Below are 21,229 nucleotides of genomic sequence, written 5' to 3'. Positions count from 1 at the left end.
GTTTATAGTTTTATCTCCACTAAAATTGATATGAAATATAAAAAAACTCCTTTAGTATAAAAACAATTCTGTATTTTACATTTAGATTATATAATATAAAAACTAAATATTTAGTAAAATTAAATTATAATCTATTAAAATAGATTATAAAAACGCAATATCTTCATTAATATTATCAATTAATTGTCTTCAATCAATATTTATTTTTTTTAAAACAAACACAATTCATCGATATTTCAAAAACAAAACAAGCCCGATAATAATCGGGCTTGTTTTGTTTTAATATTAGCTTTAAGCTATCATTTCTGTCTAAAATAAAGTTTAGAATCTATACTGAACTGCAAAATTCCAAGTTCTTCCAAAACCAAAGAAAGCAGTATTAGCACCGTTAACTCCTCTAAAATTAGCAGGGTAACGATCACCGTAAGTTGAATTTGTATTTGGAATTATTTGTTTGTTTCCAAAACTTCTTGTTGATTCGTTAATGTAAAGGGTATCAAAGATATTATTCATGGATAAACCTACATTCACTAAATCATCATTATTAAGTCTAATTTTATATTTTAAACTAGTATCAAATAATAAAAATGATGGTAGTTTTAAATCATATTTAGCATATGAATCAGGATACCATACTGGATCATATTGTTCAGCTGGTGTGTTACTATAAAAATTATCATGATATTTCCCTGTAACAGTAAAAGATAATCTTCTAACAGGTTCTACCATTAACGACAAACTACTCATCCATTCAGGAACACCTCCAATTTTTAGATCTTTTACGAACAAATCTGTGGTTTTATTATTATCATACTCCGTATATTTGGCATCCTTACCATATGTCCCTTCTCCATAAGTATGGCTACTATAAATAGTAAATCTATCAAAAGGTTTGTATGTAAAATCTAATTCAAGCCCTGAATTTCTCTTGCTTAAATCATGTGTAAATCCTGTAACACCATAACCTGTTTCAAACAACTGTTCTGTAGAATTATCTAAATAATTAGTATAAGCAATAAAATTTAAGTTAAAATTCTTACTTAAAAAAGTATATCCTGCTTCAATTGATTTAAAATCTTCATTCTTATAACCTGGCTTTATTTTGTTTGTACTAAAATCAAAAACATAGTTTAAAATAGGAACTCTAGATACTAAACCAGCATTTAACCAAATATTATTTTTAGTATTAATATTCCAGTTAGCACCAAATTTTACGTTATAAGAATCTAATTTAACATGTTCTGAAGTCTCTGATAAGTTTGTATTAAAGATATCATAGGTAACCTTACTAAAGTCATTTTCACTATATCCCCCTTGAAGTAAGAAGTTAAAGTTTTTAAGATTTAGCTGCAACTGCGAATAAGCGCCATAATACCATGTATTATTTTCTTTATAAAAATCAACTTTTGTCGTATTAATTTGTTTAAAAGGATTGTAAAGATTGTCCTTTAAAGAGAAAGTTTCTGTTGTAAAAATTGATTTATTTTGTAATTGATCAATCAAATAACCATCTGCACCAAATAAATTATTTAAATACTTAGTATTTTTAGAAGTTGATTTTCTAACATCAATACCTATGTCAAACTTAAGTTTAGAAGTCAGGTTAGTTGAGTAGTTTAATAGAGTTCCATACAATAATTTTTTACTAAAAATTTCTGTTTGAGAAACACCTGCCGTTTTAGCATTCCATTCACTAGAATTTAAATATAAATTTTTACCATTTACAGTATAAAATCCGCGAGTGTAGCTTACAGGATTATCATTTTCATCTTTTAAAACATTTGGAGCTAAACCTCTATTATACGCTTCAATATAATTATAATCAATTGTATTATTAGAATTAAAAAATTGGCTAAAATCATTAAAAATATCGCTTCCTGTATAATCTTTAAAAGAATTATTACCATAAACACCATATGTCTTTAAAGCAAAAATATTATTATCATTTATTTTATACTGCCATTCTAAACTCAAAGTAGGTGTATGATTAGCACTTGTATTTAATGGGATATTTTCACCTCTATAATTATTATATGCTACGTTGTATTTTGGATTAATTACTAACGCTTTGTTTGAAATATCAGCAATAGTAGCTATTCTAGTTCTAAAATCACTCCAGCTTGGCGCACCTAACAGTTTTAAAGTAAATCTATGTTTATCTGTTTTATATCCTAATCCTAAATAATATCCTGTAGCATTAAAAGCCGTACCTGGAAAATATCCTCCACCAGAGGTATTAGATAATGACAGATTAAGTCCAAATCCTTTATCAACATTACCTGTATTTAAACTCAAACTATACTTTTTGTAATCATTATTTCCTGATTCCGCTAATATATAGTTATCATATTTTCTAAAAGGATCTCTTAATAAGAAATTGATTGTACCAGCAACTGATGCGTTTACAAGTTTAGAAGATCCTAATCCTCTTTGAATTTGAATAGCATCTAAAGCATCATTTGCAGGAGCTATAAATAACCAATTTACCTCGCCACTTTCGTAATCTCTTAAAGATATACCATCTAATAAAGGTGTTATATTGTTTTGATTATAACCTCTAAGACGAATTCTACTTTGTGCATAACTTCCTCCTAAAGCAGTAGTATATATACCAGGTAATAAAGATGTTCTTTCTACGAAATCTTTATTACTATTATGGTTAAATTCAGTACTTTCAAAAATAGTATTTGTAGCTGTAGGTGATTTTCTTAAAAATGCTAAATCGACTAGCGCTGACTCTGTTTCTAAACTTTTTAATAAGTCTTCTTCTAGATAAATAATTCCTACGTCTAATTTATTCTGAGTAAATTCTATAAATTTATAAGTAGTCTTGTAACCTGGCAGTTTTAAAATTAACTTACCTGTTTTTTCTTTAGAATTTAAAACAAAATTACCTGATTTATCTGTGTGAACTTGATGAATATACTTTTTTTCATCTGCACTTGCTAAAATAACTTTTACAGAAAAAAGGTTATCATCATTACTATTTCTAATATTACCAAAGACCTTAAATTGAGCGAAATTGGCTTGATGAAATACTAAACTCAGAAAGAGTAGGAGTTGTAATTTTTTATTCATGTTTCTATTTTTTTAAAAATAAGAGATTTTAGGGTTAATTAGCAAGCTTATGAGACAAATAATTAACCAGTTTAGCTTTGTTTGTATTTTTGCAATATAAAAATTTTTTTCTTTGAGTTAGCTTCTAAATTCTTAAGAATAAAGGTTAAAAACTTATTTCCAATTGAAAGTTCGTATTTAGAATAATATGTAAGAACCTTATCAGCTTCAATGTTAGCAGACGCAAGGACTTGATAACGATCGAATTTTTTATCTAAACTAATTTGATGATTTTCAAGATCTTCAATTTTTACAGGATTAAATTCTAATTCGATAGTTCCTCCATTAAATAAAGCATAAGAAGCCCAAGCTGATTCTCCTGTTAGATAAATATTTTTTTTATCTCTCATTTCGTCATTATAGTAATAGAGCTGCTTAATATTTTCATTTAATTTTAAAGCTTCTGCTTTTTTAAATTCATCATTTAAAAAAGCTAACTTCTGAAAATCACTATTAGGTATAACTGTTACCTTAAAGCCATCTTTTTTTGTATAGCTACAAAAGGTAGTCTCATTTTGATTGATATTAACTAGTGCAGCATCATCTTTATCTTCCTTTTTCAATAATCCTTCAAAAATATATTCGCAACTTTTTTGATTGTTTAAGAAATCAATTCTTGAAATATTTTTCATCAAAAGTTCTTTTTGAATGGTAATCATTTCCATTTCAGAAAACAAATCTAAATCGCTGATTAAAAATATTTTATCAGAATCTACATTTTGTTCTAATTTAATTTTTTGACTATTTGTAATAATTCCTGCTACTATCTTTTTTATCAGACCAGCTCGATTCTCGTTAGAATCTAAAACGATAGGATCTGACCAAAAACCCTTTAGCTTAAACTCAGATGCAGCTTCAGGTTTAGATTCTATAACAAGTACTTTTATTTCCTTATTATTAAACTCAATACCTGCTATTTTTTTTTGAGCAAACCCTAAAGATGCTACTAAAAACATAATAATTAAAAAAAAGTTTTTTTTGCCCATAATAAAAACAAAAGAATATCTAAAATTAAAAACTAGCTTGTCACTCTTAAAGTATAATTTACTTTGGTGTTAATAAAAAGGATAAACTTAAAATAGATTAATTGTAGATATTCTTTTTGATTAGTTAATTACCATATTTTTTTAATCTTGTTTGATCGATCAACTATATAAGAAACCAACCATGCTGTTTGTCCTTGTTTAGCAAAAAATAATTTCTTCTCATTAACATTTGGTATATCTTCTAAACAAACTAAAAGAAGAGCTGATCCTGCTATTAAGTGTTTTTGAGAATATGTTTTTAAAACACGTTCTACTTCTTTATTTTTTTTAGCTAGCTCTTCATATTTTTGAAAATTATTTTTAACTACAGCATCATAATTTATAACGTCTTCTAGGGTAAAGCTATTAAAATTTTCCTTTGCTTCATTGCCATTATAGAGTGTATAAAAAGCCCATACTGCACCACCGGACATATAAACATTTTGTTTTTCTAAAGCTTGAGGTTTAGAGTTATACATCGCTTTTATTTGTTCTCTTAACATAGGTGTTAAACCAAACAATTTCTCATTGTACTCTCCTATACTTTCGTTTTTTGCTTTCTTTTTAACCGTTTCTGTTAATGTTATGCTTCCATAATCAAACGAAAGAGGGAAGAAAACAAAGTTATCGTTATTAAAAGTATCTACATATCCTCCTTTTGTATTTCCTCCACCTATATCTAAGACTGTTGAATTTAAATAATTTACAGGAGGAATACATCCTTTTAGAAGCATCTTCCCTTCTGCTTGCGCATCTATAAAGTCAAGTTCTTTATTTGTTAATTTTTTCACTGAATCTACTAATTCTTTAGTATTAGTAGCCATTGCTACTCCAGAAGATCCAACAATAAAGATATTTTGTTCAGTAACTTTAAATTCATTCTTAATTCTTAAATAATTTCTGTAAACTACTTCAGTAGCTTTTTGAATATCTTCAGGTGCTAATTTGCCATCAATAGCAATACCACGTGCGATACCCACATTTTCTGTCCAAAAGGATTTTATTTCATAATGTCCTTTTTAATGTTATCAACATCTAGAACTGAAATTTTAATTCCTTTACTTCCAATTTCAATTCCTCCAAAAAGGCTATCATCATAAGATGCAAATACAAACTGAGCAAAAATAAATGATAATAATAAAAATATTTTTTTAACTCTCATAGTGAAAATATTAAGTTGTTACCCATACTAAAAACAAGACGCAATTTACGCGTCTTTATTGAAAAATTAATGTAGAAAGAAATCTACAAAAAAACCCAGATAAAGTTAAGTATATAATAGAAGAAAAGCAATGATTTTTATCTATTTTAAAAATCATTGCTTTTAAATTTCTAATTAGACTTTCATTATTTCTGCTTCTTTGATAGCATATAATTCATCTACTTTTTTGATATAAGCATCTGTTAGTTTCTGAACATTATCCTCTGCTGTTTTGCAGATATCTTCTGAAGTTCCTTCTTTTTCTAATTTTTTAATATCGTTATTGGCATCTTTACGAGCATTTCTAACACCTATTTTAGCATCTTCTGCCTCTGATTTTGCTTGTTTTGCTAATTCTCTACGACGTTCTTCTGTTAAAGGAGGTACTGATATAATGATATTATCTCCATTATTCATAGGATTAAAACCAATATTTGCAATCATAATAGCTCTTTCAATAGGTTGAAGCATATTCTTCTCCCAAGGCGTTACGGTTATAGTACGCGCATCAGGAGTATTAATATTAGCAACCTGAGAAAGAGGTGTTTGAGATCCATAATAATCTACAAAAACACCACCTAACATCTGTGGAGAAGCTTTTCCTGCTCTAATATTTAAAAACTCTTTTTCTAAGTGTGTCAAAGAACCTTCCATAGATTCTTTTGTACTATCTAATATAAAATTAATTTCTTCAGTCATTTATTATAAGTTTATTAATTCAAATTTATGCTAATAGATGAATTACAAATACTAAATATTAACAACAGTTCCTATATTTTCTCCTTCACAAATTTTCAATAAATTTCCTTCTTTATTCATATCAAACACAATAATTGGTAATTTATTTTCTTGACTTAATGTAAAGGCTGTAGTGTCCATTACATTTAACCCTTTTGCCAATACATCATCAAAAGAAATATAATCAAATTTTACTGCATCTGGATTTTTTTCTGGATCTGCATTATAGACTCCATCTACTCTAGTTCCTTTTAATATGACATCAGCATCTACTTCTATTCCTCTCAAAACAGCAGCTGTATCTGTTGTAAAATAAGGATTTCCTGTACCTGCCCCAAAAATTACAATTCTACCTTTTTCAAGGTGTCTAACAGCTCTTCTTTTAATATAAGGTTCTGCTATAGCCTCTATTTTTAAAGCAGTTTGCAAACGGGTTAACATCCCTTTTTCTTCTAGAGCACTTTGCAAAGCCATACCATTTATAACGGTAGCTAGCATCCCCATATAATCTCCTTGCACTCTATCCATACCATTACTAGCTCCTGCAACGCCTCTGAAGATATTACCACCACCTATAACGATAGCTATTTCCACCCCTAGGTCATGTATTTTTTTATTTCCTCAGCATATTCCGCTAATCTTTTTGGTTCTATTCCATATTGGCGCTCACCCATTAAGGCTTCCCCACTTAATTTTAAGAGTATTCTTTTATATTTCATTACGCTTTAATTTGCTCTGCAAATATAAAAATTAAATCTTTATTTCTTTATTTAGGAGGTATAGCAATTTTAACTAGAAGTTTTTAGAAGACTTTTTTTTATATATTTTATGACAAAAATCAGTTTTTCTATTTTTTTTAGCCGTAACTTTACTGATGTAAATAAGCAAATTTGGATTAATTATGGATTTAGAAATCAAAAAGCCAGTACCTATAAACGAAGAGGTAGTCTGGGACACGACTAAAACTATTATGAGTAAAACCGACAGTTATGGTACCATTGAATACGTAAACGAAGTATTTGCGGAGGTTTCAGGTTATCAAGAATATGAATTAGTAGGTCAACCTCATAGTATTGTTAGACATCCTGATATGCCTCAAATAATTTTTAAAGTATTATGGGACAATATTAAAAAGGACATAAATTTCATGGAATTATCAAAAACCTTTCAAAATCAGGACGTTATTATTGGGTGATAACAGATTTTGATTATGTAGTAGATGAGAATGCCAATATCCTTAAATACATCGCTAGAAGAAAAGCGGTACCTAAAGAAGTGGTTAAAAAGATAGAAGATTTATACACAAAATTATTACAAATTGAACAAGTAAGAGGAATTGATGGAAGTGAAAAATTCTTAACGGGATACTTAGAGGAATTAGGTATGACCTATGTTCAATTAATAACAAAAATAATGGTCGATGAGGCTAATGAAGAAGAGGAAAAACAAGAATTAGAAGTAGCAAAAACAAACGATGACTTAGAACATGTACGTAGTGGTTTCTTTTCTAAGTTTTTCGCAACAAAACTTAACTTATTCTAATCTTTTATGGAATTTATAAAAAGAAGTAAAATACACTTTAATCTAGAAATAAAGGTAATTGCTTTAATCACATTAATTAATAGAATGGGAGCCGTAGTGGTTCCCTTTTTATCAAAATATCTTAACGAAACATTAGGTTTCACTTATTCACAAATAGGATGGATAATGGTTTGTTTTGGTATTGGTTCATTAGTGGGTACTTTTGCAAGCGGTCGTTTATCAGACATAATAGGATCTTACAAAGTAATGATTTTTAGTCTTTTTACTAGTGGTATCATTTTTTTCGTTCTTAAACACGTAAAGAGCTTTGAAGCAATTTGTGTAATAGTTTTTTTACTAACAACAATTGCAGACATGTATCGTCCAGCAATGATGCTTACTGTTAATAATTATGTGAGCAAAGAAATGAAATTACAATCTTTATCCTTGATTCGCTCGGCTTCTAACTTAGGTTTAGTATTTGGCCCAGTAATTGGAGGATTGATCATATCTTATTGGAATTACGATGTTCTTTTTTGGGTAGATGGAGTAACTTGCTTACTTGCAATTTCAATTTTTGCATTATTAGTAAAAGAACGTAAAGTTCCATTTGACTTGAATCTAACAAAAATTAACCTAGACAAATTAGCACCTATTAAAGATATCCCCTTTATATTAAACTGGGTCATTGCAATGATTACGGGTTATTTGTTTTTTCAAGTATTCACTATTTTACCCTTATTCCAAAAAAATGCTTTTCATATAAAGGATGTAACTACTGGAATGCTTTTTGGATTTAGCGGGCTTTTATTTATACTTTTTGAAGTACGTTTAATTAATAAAATGCAAATAAAAAGAGTCAATGAAACTTTAGCAATCGCTATAGGATTAACCTTATTTTCTTTAGGCTATTTTTCTTTATACTGCATACATAAGAGCTGGGTTTTATGGCTTTTTATGGCGTTTATGACTTTTGGTAATATGCTAACTTTTTCTTATGCAAGTGGTTTAGTATTAAAAAGGAGTCACAAAAACCATGAAGGAATATTCATGTCAGCATTTCAAATGAGTTATGGTTTTGCCCATGTTTTAAGTTCAAAAACGGGACTATCCATAGTACAGGACATTGGCTACCAAGCAAACTGGCTTATAAACTCAATAATATCATTACTTGGAGTTGGATTAACCTACTACATGTATCTAATATTAAAAAGGAACAAATTTCTCTAAAAGAAAAAATTGCAGAGAAATTATTCGGTTAAAGACTAATTGTTTATGGTGTGATTGTAGGTGTCCTAAAAAGAATTATAAAAACATAAACAGAACTAAGTCTTAATAAATTAAAAGATTTGTTCCATTTTATGATAAGTAATTCTATTTTAGGACTCCTTTCTTTTATAAACTAATACTTTTCTTATGCTTATTCAACAAAGCTTTAGTCATAGTTAAGTTAGCTTCTGAAGCATCAACAACAAGATAAATTAAAAACTCATGATTTTGAGAAATATCAACAATATGATATTGAGAAGTTAATGTAATTGTAATATCTTGAATTTGTTGTGTTTGCTTTAGAGCATGAATACCATTAAGTTTAGCACGAACCATCTCTAAAATATAATTTGAATCAAGATCTATATTATAATCTGGCAAGACAGATTTTGAATGATAAATGATTCCTTTATAAATATCAAGAATACTGACAGCAACAAAGCCTGGTAGGTTTTTAGAAATAGAATCACTAAATTCTGTAAGTAGATCAGCCATTTTAAATTATTTTTTTGGGTAGCAAATGTAAGGAATATGATTTTTTTGGAGCCTAAAGTTTTAATTCATTTTTCAAGAATCATCCCTAAGATATTTTTTTATCAAATAATGACTTAAATAAATTAAAGGCGTGAGCAAGATTGCTAAACTCAATTTAAAGGTATACCCTGTTAGTGCTGAGGATATAAATGTTTCAAAATTTATTTTTCCTGGCAACCAAAATGCGATTCCTAAAACGACAAAAGAATCTACAAGTTGTGATATCATAGTAGATCCTGTTGCTCGTAACCAAATTTTTGAGTTCCCTGTTTTTTGTTTTACAAAATGAAAAATACTTACATCTATTAATTGAGAAAAAATAAAAGCAATAATACTACCTATAATAATCCACATACTTTGTCCAAATACCGCAACAAACTGTGCATCATTAACAGGGCTAATTCCTGCGGAAGGAATAGAAATTGCTAAAAAAGGATCAAAAAGGCATAAACGATGAGACTAGCAGTTATATAAGAAAGTTTACGAACTCCTTTTTCTCCAAAATATTCATTAATCAGATCAGTTGTTAAAAAAACGACAGGCCATGGAAGTATACCAATACTCATTACAAAGGGACCAATTTGAATAAGTTTCCCCCTATCAACTCGGCCACGACAGCATTTGTTATAAATATACCAGCTAAAATAGTAAATAAAACTTCTTTTTTATTTTGAAACATGTACAGTTTATAATTTTAGATCAAAAAAACGGAAAGTTTTGACTACCAAATTTTCTTTACTTTTTTAGAATATTCCGCCACATAGGATACTAACCAAGCAATATGTCCTTGTTTAGCAAAATACAATTTCTTTTCATCAATATTGGGTATTGCCTCAAGAGCTACAATCAAAATATTACTTCCTGATATTAAATGTTTCTGTGAATATGTTTTTAATACACGATCTATTTCTGGATCTTTCTTAGCCAACTCTTCAAACTTTTTGAAATTATTTTTCAAAATAGCATCATAATTAATTACATCTTCTAATTTAAATTCATTAAAATTTTCTTTAGCCAAACCATTATAAAGCGTATAAAAAGCCCATACTGAACCTCCTGAAAGATATACATTAGGTTTATCTAAAGCATTTTTTCCTGAATTATACATTGCTTTTACCTGTTCTCTTAATTCTGGTAAGATACCAAATGATTTTTCACTAAATTCAGAAAGTGAAGCTGTTTTAGTTCTTTTATTAACCGCTTCTGTAAGGGTTATGGTTCCATAATTTAAATTAATAGGAAAAAACACAAAATTCTCATTATTAACGATATCAATATAACCTCCTTTTGTATTACCTCCTCCAATATCTAAGACCATAGATGTTGGATAATTTTCTGCTGGAATTAAACCTCTCATCAACATTTTCCCTTCATTATTAGCAGTAATAAATTCTAGATCTTTGTTGATAGCCGTTTTTATTTTTTCCGTTAACAAATTAGTATTTTTCGCTTGCGCAACTCCTGAAGACCCTACTACAAAAATATTTTCTACAGGTACTTGAAATTCATTTTTTATCTTCAAATAATCAGCTGTTACAACTTCAACAGCCTTTGTTATATCTTCATTGAGTAAATTACCATCTATAGATATTCCTTTTGCTATACCAATGTTGTCAGTCCAAAAGATTTTATTTCATAATCTCCTTTTCTAATATTATCAACATCAATAACTGATACCTTTACGCCTTTTCCTCCTATTTCTATTCCTCCATAAAGATTTTTACTCTGTGCAGAAGATAAAATAATACTTGCAAATAAAAAAAAATGTGTAATTAGTTTTTTAATTTTCATACTCTTGAATTTCATGCTCAATTTTAAGCAAATTTAGATATAAAAACAAAAATAATAGTAGAAATATTTCTATAGTTTTTATAGGATTTTACATCATTTCCTTTTTAAATTTGCCTAACGTTTAAACTTAACTTGTATGAATTCAATCCTGAAAGACTTCAAAACTTTACCTAGAGAAGTTTGGTTTTTTTTCTTCATGATATTAATCAACAGAATGGGAGCTATGGTTGTTCCCTTTATGTCTAAATACTTATATGAAGATTTAAAATTTACTTACACAGAAATAGGAACCATCATGATGTGTTTTGGTGCTGGATCTATTGCCGGTACTTTTCTTGTGGGAAAAATCTCTAAAAACATTAGTAGTTACAAGCTCATGATCTACAGTATGTTTTTTAATGGTGTTATTTTATTTAGTTTACAATTTGTAAAGAACTTCTATTCTTTATGCTTCACTGTTTTTCTTTTAAACCTTGTAGCAGACATGTTTAGACCTTCTATGATGGCTACATTAAAGGATTTTGTTAAAAAAGAAGATCGTGTTAAGGCATTTTCTTTAATGAGAACAGCATCTAATTTTGGTTTTATAATATCACCTATTATTGCAGGTATATCAATTGCCACAGTTGGTTACTACTTATTATTTTATATTGATGGTCTGTCTTCTGTTTTAGCTGTCTTGTTTTTTATAACTTTTGTAAAAGAGAAAAAATTACTCCACAAATTAACCTTTTCTAATCTAAATGAAGAAAAATTTGTTTTTTTAAAGGATAAATTACTACTATTACACTGCTTAATAACAGTTATCACAGGAATTATATTTTTCCAAATATTTTCTGTTCTACCATTATATTATACAGATGTATTAAAATTAGCCACCACATTTAACACTTACACACTTGTGTTTTATGGATTAATTTTATTCTTATTAGAAGTAGCAGTTGTATCATTTATTAAAAACAAAGGAATAAAAGCACTAAATGCTATTCTCTATGGATTACTTTCTATGTCTTTTGGTTATTTAATTTTAGTTGTTTTACAACAGACAGCAGGAGTATTCCTTGCATTAATATTTATCAGTTTTGGTGTTATGCTTACGTTCCCTTTTGCAGCTGACTTTGTACTTGAACGTTCTTATAAGAAAATGGAAGCTAAATTTTTATCTTATTTTCAAATGTGTTACGGAATAGCACAGTTTTTAAGCGCCAAACTGAGTTTGTTCATAATCCATAAATTAGGATATAGTACTAACTTTATTTTAAATATTTCACTAGGAATAGTAGGAGCATTACTTTCATATCTCTTAATTGATTTAGTAATAAAAGAAAGACGAGATAAAAAAGCAGCTATTGTAAACTCACTCTTTAAATAATAAAGATTTAAACAAACTATTATGCTTGGGGAAATCCGTGAAGTAGGAATTCAAGAATTTGCCAAGGTTGAAAATATTATTTTAAAATCAGGGCTTGTTTTAGACGAGTTTCTTGGAGGAGGCAATGGTTCTCTTCCTTTACTTCAATACAAACTAGAACGAAATCAATGTAAAATTTTTGTATATATAGTTGAAAAACAAATTGTTGGTTTTATCTTACTATTAAGTAAAAGGAGTATTATTTCAAAATTAGCATATGACTGGCACATTGCTTATTTACATGTTGATGAAAACATGAGACGCAAAAAAATTGGTGAAGCCTTATTAGATCGCACTATTCGATTTGCATCATCAACTAAAGCAAATGAATTGTCATTACATACAACGAAAGATAATCTTTCTGCTATACAATTATATAAGAAAAAAGGGTTTTTAGAAAGTAACTTTTTAGCCAATTACCTCACTTTTAAATTATTTTTAAATGACTATAGGTAAGAATTTTGTATTTTAGGTTTATGTTTGTTCAAAAGCTAATTAGATTCTAAAAACTTTTTAAAGTCACCTAAAATTAGGTGACTTTTTTTATAGAAATCTTTCTTATATTTGATTTAAAACATTAAATTCTGCCTTTCATGAAACGCTATGTCGTATTTTTATTACTCATTATTACTACCGTTTCCTGTGGTCCAAGAAGACTAAAATGCGGACCAAAACGTTGCGAAATTCATAATCTTAATAATTTTTAAATGAAAAAAATACGAATCTTATTCACAATACTTTTTACGTTTAATCTATCAGCACAGGAAAAGAAAAAGAACTAAAGAACCAAGATGTAGAAGCTTCATGCGGGCTATGTCAATTAGGAACTAAAGACAAAGATTGCAGTTTAACTATTCGCTATAACAATAACGTATACAAGGTTATTGGAACGAGTATAGATGACCACGGAGATGCACATGCCACTAATGGCTTTTGCAACAGTATAAAAAAAAGCAAAAGTTTCTGGGACATTAAAAGAAGGAAAATTCTTAGTAAAGAAATTTCGCTTAGTAAATTTAAATGAGTAATTTATTTTTTAAAAGCTAAAAATTAGAATCATCATTTAAATGTTACTTTTTTTCGGAACTTTGCAAACCTTTTTCGGTAATTTCCGAAACCTATGTTTTTAGCAATGAAAAAGAAGATTGAAATTTTAGCTCCTGCAAAAGATTTAACAACAGGTATCGCTGCAATAAATGCTGGTGCAGATGCTGTATATGTAGGAGCACCACAATTTGGAGCACGTTCTAATGCTCACAATTCCATTGAAGATGTTGCTGCATTAGTTCAGTATGCACATCTTTATAATGTTCAGGTTTTTGTAGTAATCAATACTATTATTTACGATGGTGAGTTAGAAGCTTGTCGTCAATTAATTTGGAAACTATATGAAATAGGCGTAGACGCTCTTATTGTTCAAGACATGGGAGTATTAGAGCTAGACTTACCTCCTATTCCTCTTCATGCAAGTACGCAAGCTAATAATCGTGACCCTAAAAAAATTAAATTCCTAGCTGATGCAGGTATTCAACGTGTAGTTTTAGCACGCGAATTGAATTTACACCAGATAAAAGAAATCAGTGAAGCAACAGAGGTTGAGTTAGAATTTTTCGTAACAGGTGCCTTATGTGTTTCTTTTAGTGGAAACTGTTACATGAGTGTAGCAAATGGAGAGCGTTCAGCAAATAGAGGTTCTTGTGCTCAAAACTGCCGTTTGCCTTACAACCTAATTGATGGGAATGGAGACACTTTAATAAAAAACAGTCACTTACTTTCTATCAAAGACTTTGATGTAACGGATCAAATTCCCAACTTAGTAGAAGCAGGAATTTGTTCATTCAAAATCGAAGGCCGTCTAAAAGATGTTGTGTACGTTAAAAACAATGTGTCTTTCTTACGAAAAAAATTAGACACCTTCCTTGCAGAAAATAGTGACAAATACATCAAAGCCTCTTCTGGAAGTTGTATGTATACTTTCGATTCAGAATTGACACGTACTTTCAACCGTGGATATACAGATTATTTTGTAAACGAAAGACATCAATCAATTGGTTCTTGGGACAGTCCTAAATCAAAAGGGCAGTACATTGGTAAACTAACCAAGACCGTTGGTAATTCCTATATCATTGAAAACGGTGAATTGTTAAACAATGGTGATGGGCTTTGTTTTATTAATGAAGATAAAATTGCTGAAGGCATTTATGTAAACAAAGTAGAAAATGGTATCGTTTACCCTAATGTACTAAAAGATATTACACCAGGTACTGAAATTTATCGTAATAATGACGCTGCCTTCATTAAATTAGTTGAAAGAGAAGACAGTGCCATCCGAAAAATTAGTACATCATTATTGTTAAAAGAAAATGAAAATGGCTTCGAATTAATTGCTACTGATGAAGATGGAAATATAAGTACCGTTACCTTAGTACATCCAAAAGAAAAAACTAAAAATGGTGAATCTATTGAAGAGAACTTTAAAGTAAATTTAGCCAAAACAGGTTTTACACCATATACAGCAGATGAAATTACCATAGCATTTTCAGAAAACTGGTTTTTACCTATTTCAAAAATCAATGAAATGCGTAGAAATGTATACGAAAAATTATCAGAAATTCGTTTACAAAATTACGACCGTAAAGAATTTCAATTAGAAAAAACCACTCATCCTTACCCTGAAACTAAATTAGATTTCACCTATAATGTAGCGAATAAAACTGCTCGTAAATTCTACGAACGTCACGGTGTAACTGAAATTGAAAAAGCATTTGAATTACAGTGGGATCCAGGAAAATCACGTGTAATGACGACTAAGTATTGTATTAAATACGAATTAGAGCGTTGTCCTAAATACCATCGCGAAAATATGGATCAAAAATTGAAAGAACCATTAGTATTAAAACAAGGTGAATTAGAGTATAAATTAAAATTTAACTGTAAGCCTTGCGAAATGGAAATTTGGGAAAAAGATGCTGAATTTGAAATCGAAGAAGATCATTTCCACTAATATAGTGAACACCGATACCTTAAAAGTATCGGTTTTTTTTATACTATCATTTTATAAATTTAATTTATACTTTTTAACAAAATAGAGCTTTTTTTATAATACATTTGTATATACAAATGTATTATAAAATGAAAACAATTTTACATAGAGCTAATGAAAGAGGACATGCAAACTACAACTGGTTAAACGCTTATCATAGCTTTAGTTTTGCCAATTGGTTTAATCCTGATAAAATTCAATTTGGCATGCTACGAGTACTAAATGATGACACCATTGCAGGCGGAATGGGTTTTGGAACACATCCACATGATAATATGGAAATTATCACTATTCCGTTAGAAGGCGATTTGGCTCATAAAGACAGCATGGGCAATTCTTCCATTATTAAAAAAGGAGATATACAGGTAATGAGTGCGGGAACTGGTATTCAGCATAGCGAGTTCAATCCTAATCAGAATCAATATACCCAATTATTTCAAATTTGGCTATTTCCAAAATTCAGAAATGTAACCCCTCGTTACCAACAAATCACTTTGGATGTGGCCAATCAAAAAAATAATTTCTCTCAAATTCTTTCACCAAATCCACACGATGAAGGTGTTTGGATTTATCAAGATGCTTGGTTTTATATGAGTGAATTTGACAACGGATTTTCTAAAAAACTCCCATTAAAAAAAAGAAGGCAACGGTTTTTATGTGATGAATATTGAAGGCGAAATCAAAGTCAGTGGTCAAAAACTAGAAAAAAGAGACGCTATAGGCATTTGGGAAACCAATGAAATAGAAATCAAAGCCAATACCGATTCCAAATTTTTAATCATAGAAGTTCCCTTGAAACAATAGTTCCAATTAAAAGAATATAACAGTTTGTAAAATAATATTATGCCATTTCTTTTAATGATTATTCATTAAATCCTCTTGTCATTTACCTCTTTTTTTATAAGTATAATTCATTTTTTAAAGCTGATGAATTTAAATCAAATCACTGTTCCTTCGTTAAATTTAACGAGATCTACTCCTTTCTATGAAAAATTAGGATTGAAACTTATTGTCAAATCACTTCCTCATTATGCACGATTTGAATGTCCTAAGGGTAATGCAACTTTTTCTATTCATAAAACGAATGAATTACCAAAAGGAGAGGATATATGTGTCTATTTTGAATGCGAAAATCTGGATGAACAAGTTAATAAACTAAAAAAAATTGGAATCGTATTTGAACAAGAACCTACTAATGAACCGTGGTTATGGCGCGAAGCTAGACTCAAAGATCCAGATGGCAATCAACTGATATTATTCTATGCTGGTAATAACAGACTGAATCCTCCTTGGCGAATTGATAATTAGCATTTTTTTATAAAAACTAACAAAAAAAGAGGCTGTAAAATAGTAAAAATTTAATACTTAGCTCAAGATTGGAAAGATCTCACAATGAATTTTCTTTCTTAAGTTAAAATGAAAAACTTTTTGACAGCCTCTTTTTATTATTTCTTTATTTTCCTATTGAAAAATTCTTAAAACTTGATATATCAATTACCTCCTCCGTATCCACATCGTATGTAATTTCTACTTCATCTCCCACACGTGTGATAGGTAGTTCATTAGATAACTGAGAGGAACCAATAAAGATTTTATTTTCACCCTGAATGGTAAAATAATAAAAACTATTTCCATTTTTTACATCATTTTGTATACGACTTACGGCTGCTTTAATTGTTTTCTTATCAGTTGAGGCATCTAATTTCACAGTATCTCCAGACATATTATAGGCATTTTTATAGGCCATCAAAGTCTCACGCATCGTATTACCTACCCCTACTATAGTGTAGTCATGTATAGACACCATAGCAAACATTTTCACCAAACCACCACGATCTTTGAGTGTCATAACATAAGTAGGAATATTATTAATATTATACGGAATAGGTAATGAAGCATTATACCCTTTTTCTTGAACTTTTCCTTGAGCTGAATTTTGAGCTGCAAATTCAGTGGCACCACTTTGTCTATAAAATGTAGCTTGTTTGGTTCGTGTATCTACTAATACAAAACCTACGGATGACTCATCTTTACCTACTGAAGTTAAACCGGTGTACCAATACGATTTATTATCTTTACCATATACTAAACTCATATCCTCAGTAATTTGTAATTTATCAGCATTTGAAAAATTCCAATAACCATGTACTAATTCTCCCCAATCGTTTAACTGATCCTCAATAAAATTAATAGGCTGAATACGGTCAATCCATTTTGGTGTATTGGCTATACTATATTCTTTTATAGCTCCCGTTTGTGCATTTACTACGACTACTCCTGTAGCATCATTTCCTGTAAAGCCTATTTTCTTATCATACTTAGTAACCACCCAAAACGGTTTACCTGTATCATCAATTTCAAACGTAAAATCAGTTAACCCTGTAGAAGTATATCCGTTAAAATAAATATGTCGTTTAATTTCATCTCCAAAATACGCTTTGGGCTGATATTTAATCTTAATTGGATTTCCATTACAATTTTGAACGAGCTTTACATCCCTTTCATTCGTTGCTGAAACCATTACATAACCCGCTGTTCCTTCTATATTATTCAACCATTTAAAAAATCCAGAATGCAATAAAGGAGCTACCCAATACAATTTATTATTTACTTTTTGAATATAAAATTCACCTAGGTGCACTTGACTTCCTAAAGCAGGTTGTGAACCTAATATTTTTTCACCTAATAAATAAGCTAAGTCTTCATCTACTACTCGAATTTCGCTCAAAGAAATGGGTGCTATGTGCTTAGACATTTTATCACCATTAGCTACTTTACCAATTAATTCTTGATGTTTTTTAGTTTGTATTAAACGAGAACTAAAAATTGGTAATACAAATATATATACTAACAAAGCGCCTATAATATACACAAATACTTTTGAAGGGAAGCTTAGCATTTTTACTTGCTTTCCATCACGAGAAATTTGGAATTTTGTAGAAAGAATAATCCATACAAAAACTAAAATCAAAAGCAAAAAAGGAAGACTTACAAATCCGTAATTTAATACCGGTAAATTAAAATAAACAAGTAGAGTTCCTAATACAATTAGAATAAGGACTTTAATAAAATAATTCATTATATAAAAAGTTAAATTAATTTTTAGACGCTATTTATTGAAAAAAGTTACAAAAGTAGTTTCCGAATAATTTTGCTTATTTTTGCTCAGAATTTTAATACTAATTAAAATTTAAAAGTTTTAAAAATAAAAACTATTTTAAATGAAAGCATACGTTTTTCCAGGACAAGGAGCTCAATTTACCGGAATGGGTAAAGATTTATACGAATCATCTGTGTTAGCAAAAGAATTATTTGAAAAAGCCAATGAAATTTTAGGTTTTCGTATTACAGATATCATGTTTGAAGGTACTGCAGAAGAATTAAAAGAAACAAAAGTAACACAACCTGCTGTTTTCTTACATTCAGTTATTTTAGCCAAGGTTTTAGATATAAAACCAGACATGGTAGCAGGGCATTCCTTAGGTGAATTTTCAGCATTAGTAGCTAATGGTTCTTTATCTTTTGAAGATGGATTACAATTAGTTTCTCAACGTGCTTTAGCCATGCAAGAAGCTTGTGAAATTACGCCTTCAACCATGGCTGCAGTATTAAACTTAGAAGACAAAGTAGTAGAAGATATCTGTGCATCAATTGATGGTGTGGTAGTAGCTGCAAACTATAATTGCCCAGGTCAATTAGTGATTTCTGGAGAATTAAAAGCAGTAGAGCTTGCTTGTGAAAAAATGAAAGAAGCAGGTGCTAAACGCGCACTAATATTACCTGTAGGAGGTGCTTTTCATTCACCAATGATGGAACCTGCAAGAGAAAAATTAGCCGCTGCTATAGAGGCTACCTCTTTCAACACGCCTTCATGTCCCGTGTACCAAAATGTAACAGCAAATGCTGTTAGTGACGCTGTGGAAATTAAGAAAAACTTAATTGCGCAATTAACAGGCGCTGTAAAATGGACACAATCCGTAAACCAAATGATTGCTGATGGCGCTACTAGCTTTACTGAAGTAGGTCCTGGAAAAGTTTTAGTAGGCTTAGTTAATAAAATTAATAAAGAAGTAGAAACCATTTCTGCTTAATTTGATAGATTTAAAGAAACGATCCCGCTAATCAGAATAATTAGTGGGATTGTTTTTATTTTACAAAAATTTCTTTCAATTGGCCTATGATGTTTCCACCGCCTGAAATAGAGATTTCCCCTATTTTATCGGCAATTTTTTCTACATATTCCATTTCTTTCAATTTCCATAAGGTTTCGTTTTCTTCCATTAATTTGGCGGTGTTCAACAAACTTCTCATAGAAGCTGTTTCTTCCCGTCTCATAATAATATTAGCTTGTGCTTTTTTCTCAGCTACCAAAACCTGGTTCATAATTTCTTTCATATCACCTGGCAATATGATGTCTCTAATACCAGCATCAAAAACTTCTACCCCTAATTGGGCAACTTTTGCTTTAGACTCTGCTAAAATAACTTGAGTAATTTCATCCTTTTTAGTCAATAACTCGTCTAAAGTGAAGCCGCCCACATAGGCTCTTAATGCCAATTGCAACAAGATATATAATTGCTTTTCAAAATCCTTATTTTCAGTCAATGCTTTTTGAATATCAGTTACTTGATATTTAGCAAAAAAGTTGATTCTTAAATTGGCTTTATCTTTAGTCAATAATTCTTGACCAGAAATTTCCATTTGTTGCTGTCTTAAATCGGCTGATTTAATTTCAATACGAGTAGCATTATTCCAGAAATTATAGGTTCCTGCATCAAGTGTCTTTACAAATTCGCCATTGATAAACAACAAGCCTTTTTCGTGACTTAAAATATCAAATTTTCTTGTAAAAGGTTTCAATTTTGGATGCTCTACTACCGTTTTATCCATTTCATCATTGATGTATAAATCGTTTAAATGAATCCTAACAAATTTGTAATTGATGATTCCTTTCCAAAAAGCATAACGCCCTGCTGAGAACACTTCTCTAAAGTTTCCGTTGATATACTGCAAAACAATTTCGTTATCAGCCACCTCAATAACGTCCAACATATTAGCTAACTTTTCGTTTTGCAACATAATATCTAAATTTACTGAAGGTAAAAATTCTAAAGTCATATTAAATAATGAAAACTGTATATCATCTACATTTTTCCAAAAAGCATATTTGCCTGTAGTTAATACTTCTTCAAATGATTTATTGACAAACTTCAAGGCTACTTGAAATTTTGGTACTTCTACAACCTGCAACATATTTGCTAAGGTTACATTTTTCAATAAAACATCTAAATCTTGAGTAGGTTCAAAAGCTTCTTTCATAGAGAAATACTGAACTTCCTTATTGTTCCCTATCAACCAATGCTTGCCTTCAGTTAAGACCTGAATCAATTTATTTTCTTTAAAAACCAATCCTACTTGGAAAGTTTCTATGGTAATTTTCTTGAACATATCTTTAAATTTTAATCATTTTTACTAATAAAAAACGCAAGAACTTATTCGCTCTTTCAAAAACGGAAAAAAGGGAGTTTACCGAAGTATTAAACTGGTTCTGTATTATTTTTTGTTTGTCTTTTAAACCA

Annotated in this window: 19 protein-coding genes and 3 pseudogenes; 10 read left to right on the top strand and 12 right to left on the bottom strand. The window is 29.6% G+C overall.

What is annotated here, in order from left to right; translation table 11 throughout:
* Positions 1-321: 321 nt before the first annotated feature.
* From JJC03_RS07530 to pyrH, 6 genes and pseudogenes are all read right to left on the bottom strand, one after another.
* Positions 322-3,078 (bottom strand): TonB-dependent receptor, encoded by a 2,757-nt coding sequence (locus tag JJC03_RS07530; protein ID WP_088399478.1) that lies wholly within the window; start codon positions 3,076-3,078, stop codon positions 322-324.
* Between the two features lie 71 nt (positions 3,079-3,149).
* Positions 3,150-4,073, bottom strand: coding sequence for a hypothetical protein (locus JJC03_RS07525; RefSeq protein WP_235874265.1), 924 nt, complete (start codon positions 4,071-4,073; stop codon positions 3,150-3,152).
* Positions 4,074-4,231: 158 nt separating this feature from the next.
* Positions 4,232-5,122: a Ppx/GppA phosphatase family protein gene (locus JJC03_RS07520; RefSeq protein ID WP_258932554.1), complete on the bottom strand. Its 891-nt coding sequence runs from the start codon at positions 5,120-5,122 to the stop codon at positions 4,232-4,234.
* A gap of 20 nt (positions 5,123-5,142) precedes the next feature.
* A complete protein-coding gene (locus tag JJC03_RS17620; RefSeq protein ID WP_258932553.1) occupies positions 5,143-5,304 on the bottom strand; it encodes a hypothetical protein in 162 nt (53 codons plus the stop codon).
* Between the two features lie 174 nt (positions 5,305-5,478).
* Positions 5,479-6,042 (bottom strand): ribosome recycling factor, encoded by a 564-nt coding sequence (gene frr / locus JJC03_RS07515; RefSeq protein ID WP_088399472.1) that lies wholly within the window; start codon positions 6,040-6,042, stop codon positions 5,479-5,481.
* Between the two features lie 51 nt (positions 6,043-6,093).
* A pseudogene (gene pyrH / locus JJC03_RS07510) lies at positions 6,094-6,800 on the bottom strand (UMP kinase).
* 182 nt (positions 6,801-6,982) lie between these two features.
* Here pyrH and JJC03_RS17615 point away from each other — a divergent pair.
* The 3 genes from JJC03_RS17615 to JJC03_RS07500 are packed head-to-tail and all read left to right on the top strand — an operon-like array spanning position 6,983 to position 8,832.
* Complete coding sequence (locus tag JJC03_RS17615) at positions 6,983-7,276, top strand: PAS domain S-box protein (RefSeq protein ID WP_258932552.1); 294 nt, start codon at positions 6,983-6,985, stop codon at positions 7,274-7,276.
* Positions 7,273-7,623: a hypothetical protein gene (locus JJC03_RS17610; RefSeq protein ID WP_258932551.1), complete on the top strand. Its 351-nt coding sequence runs from the start codon at positions 7,273-7,275 to the stop codon at positions 7,621-7,623. Before JJC03_RS17615 ends, JJC03_RS17610 begins: the two co-directional genes overlap by 4 nt.
* Before the next feature lie 6 nt (positions 7,624-7,629).
* Positions 7,630-8,832, top strand: coding sequence for an MFS transporter (locus JJC03_RS07500; RefSeq protein ID WP_235874264.1), 1,203 nt, complete (start codon positions 7,630-7,632; stop codon positions 8,830-8,832).
* Positions 8,833-8,997: 165 nt separating this feature from the next.
* Here JJC03_RS07500 and JJC03_RS07495 read toward each other — a convergent pair whose 3' ends face one another.
* From JJC03_RS07495 to JJC03_RS17605, 4 genes and pseudogenes are all read right to left on the bottom strand, one after another.
* Entirely contained in the window at positions 8,998-9,366 is a 369-nt protein-coding gene (locus tag JJC03_RS07495) for a hypothetical protein (RefSeq protein ID WP_088399464.1), read from the bottom strand.
* Positions 9,367-9,438: 72 nt separating this feature from the next.
* Positions 9,439-10,084 (bottom strand): annotated as a pseudogene (locus JJC03_RS07490) (queuosine precursor transporter).
* 42 nt (positions 10,085-10,126) lie between these two features.
* A complete protein-coding gene (locus JJC03_RS07485; protein ID WP_258932598.1) occupies positions 10,127-10,963 on the bottom strand; it encodes a Ppx/GppA phosphatase family protein in 837 nt (278 codons plus the stop codon).
* Positions 10,964-11,004: 41 nt separating this feature from the next.
* Positions 11,005-11,211: a hypothetical protein gene (locus JJC03_RS17605; protein ID WP_258932550.1), complete on the bottom strand. Its 207-nt coding sequence runs from the start codon at positions 11,209-11,211 to the stop codon at positions 11,005-11,007.
* 121 nt (positions 11,212-11,332) lie between these two features.
* On the opposite strand from JJC03_RS17605, the gene JJC03_RS07480 reads away from it, so the two are divergent.
* The 6 genes and pseudogenes from JJC03_RS07480 (at position 11,333) to JJC03_RS07455 (ending at position 16,958) form a co-directional block, all read left to right on the top strand.
* Positions 11,333-12,568, top strand: a complete 1,236-nt coding sequence (locus JJC03_RS07480; RefSeq protein WP_235874263.1) for an MFS transporter — start codon at positions 11,333-11,335, stop codon at positions 12,566-12,568.
* A gap of 21 nt (positions 12,569-12,589) precedes the next feature.
* The gene (locus tag JJC03_RS07475; RefSeq protein WP_088444728.1) at positions 12,590-13,063 is read left to right on the top strand and encodes a GNAT family N-acetyltransferase; all 474 of its coding nucleotides are present in this window, start codon (positions 12,590-12,592) and stop codon (positions 13,061-13,063) included.
* A 298-nt stretch (positions 13,064-13,361) separates the two neighbouring features.
* Positions 13,362-13,631, top strand: coding sequence for a DUF6370 family protein (locus JJC03_RS07470; RefSeq protein ID WP_258932597.1), 270 nt, complete (start codon positions 13,362-13,364; stop codon positions 13,629-13,631).
* A 108-nt stretch (positions 13,632-13,739) separates the two neighbouring features.
* Positions 13,740-15,611, top strand: coding sequence for a peptidase U32 family protein (locus tag JJC03_RS07465; protein WP_088399504.1), 1,872 nt, complete (start codon positions 13,740-13,742; stop codon positions 15,609-15,611).
* A gap of 128 nt (positions 15,612-15,739) precedes the next feature.
* Positions 15,740-16,454 (top strand): annotated as a pseudogene (locus JJC03_RS07460) (pirin family protein).
* Between the two features lie 123 nt (positions 16,455-16,577).
* A complete protein-coding gene (locus JJC03_RS07455) occupies positions 16,578-16,958 on the top strand; it encodes a VOC family protein (RefSeq protein WP_103715288.1) in 381 nt (126 codons plus the stop codon).
* 145 nt (positions 16,959-17,103) lie between these two features.
* Here the strand turns inward: JJC03_RS07455 and JJC03_RS07450 are convergent, their stop codons facing one another.
* A complete protein-coding gene (locus tag JJC03_RS07450; RefSeq protein ID WP_088444731.1) occupies positions 17,104-18,729 on the bottom strand; it encodes a hypothetical protein in 1,626 nt (541 codons plus the stop codon).
* Positions 18,730-18,871: 142 nt separating this feature from the next.
* On the opposite strand from JJC03_RS07450, the gene fabD reads away from it, so the two are divergent.
* Positions 18,872-19,741 carry an ACP S-malonyltransferase gene (gene fabD / locus JJC03_RS07445; RefSeq protein ID WP_088399446.1) on the top strand — a complete coding sequence of 290 codons (870 nt, stop codon included), beginning with the start codon at positions 18,872-18,874 and terminating at the stop codon, positions 19,739-19,741.
* 55 nt (positions 19,742-19,796) lie between these two features.
* On the opposite strand, the gene JJC03_RS07440 is transcribed toward fabD, so the two are convergent.
* Complete coding sequence (locus JJC03_RS07440) at positions 19,797-21,098, bottom strand: slipin family protein (protein ID WP_258932549.1); 1,302 nt, start codon at positions 21,096-21,098, stop codon at positions 19,797-19,799.
* Between the last annotated feature and the right edge of the window lie 131 nt (positions 21,099-21,229).

The sequence above is a fragment of the Flavobacterium oreochromis genome, assembly GCF_019565455.1.
Taxonomy (GTDB): domain Bacteria; phylum Bacteroidota; class Bacteroidia; order Flavobacteriales; family Flavobacteriaceae; genus Flavobacterium; species Flavobacterium oreochromis.
The sequence above is the reverse complement of the archived record's forward strand: the minus strand, read 5'-3'. Positions and strand labels throughout refer to the sequence as shown.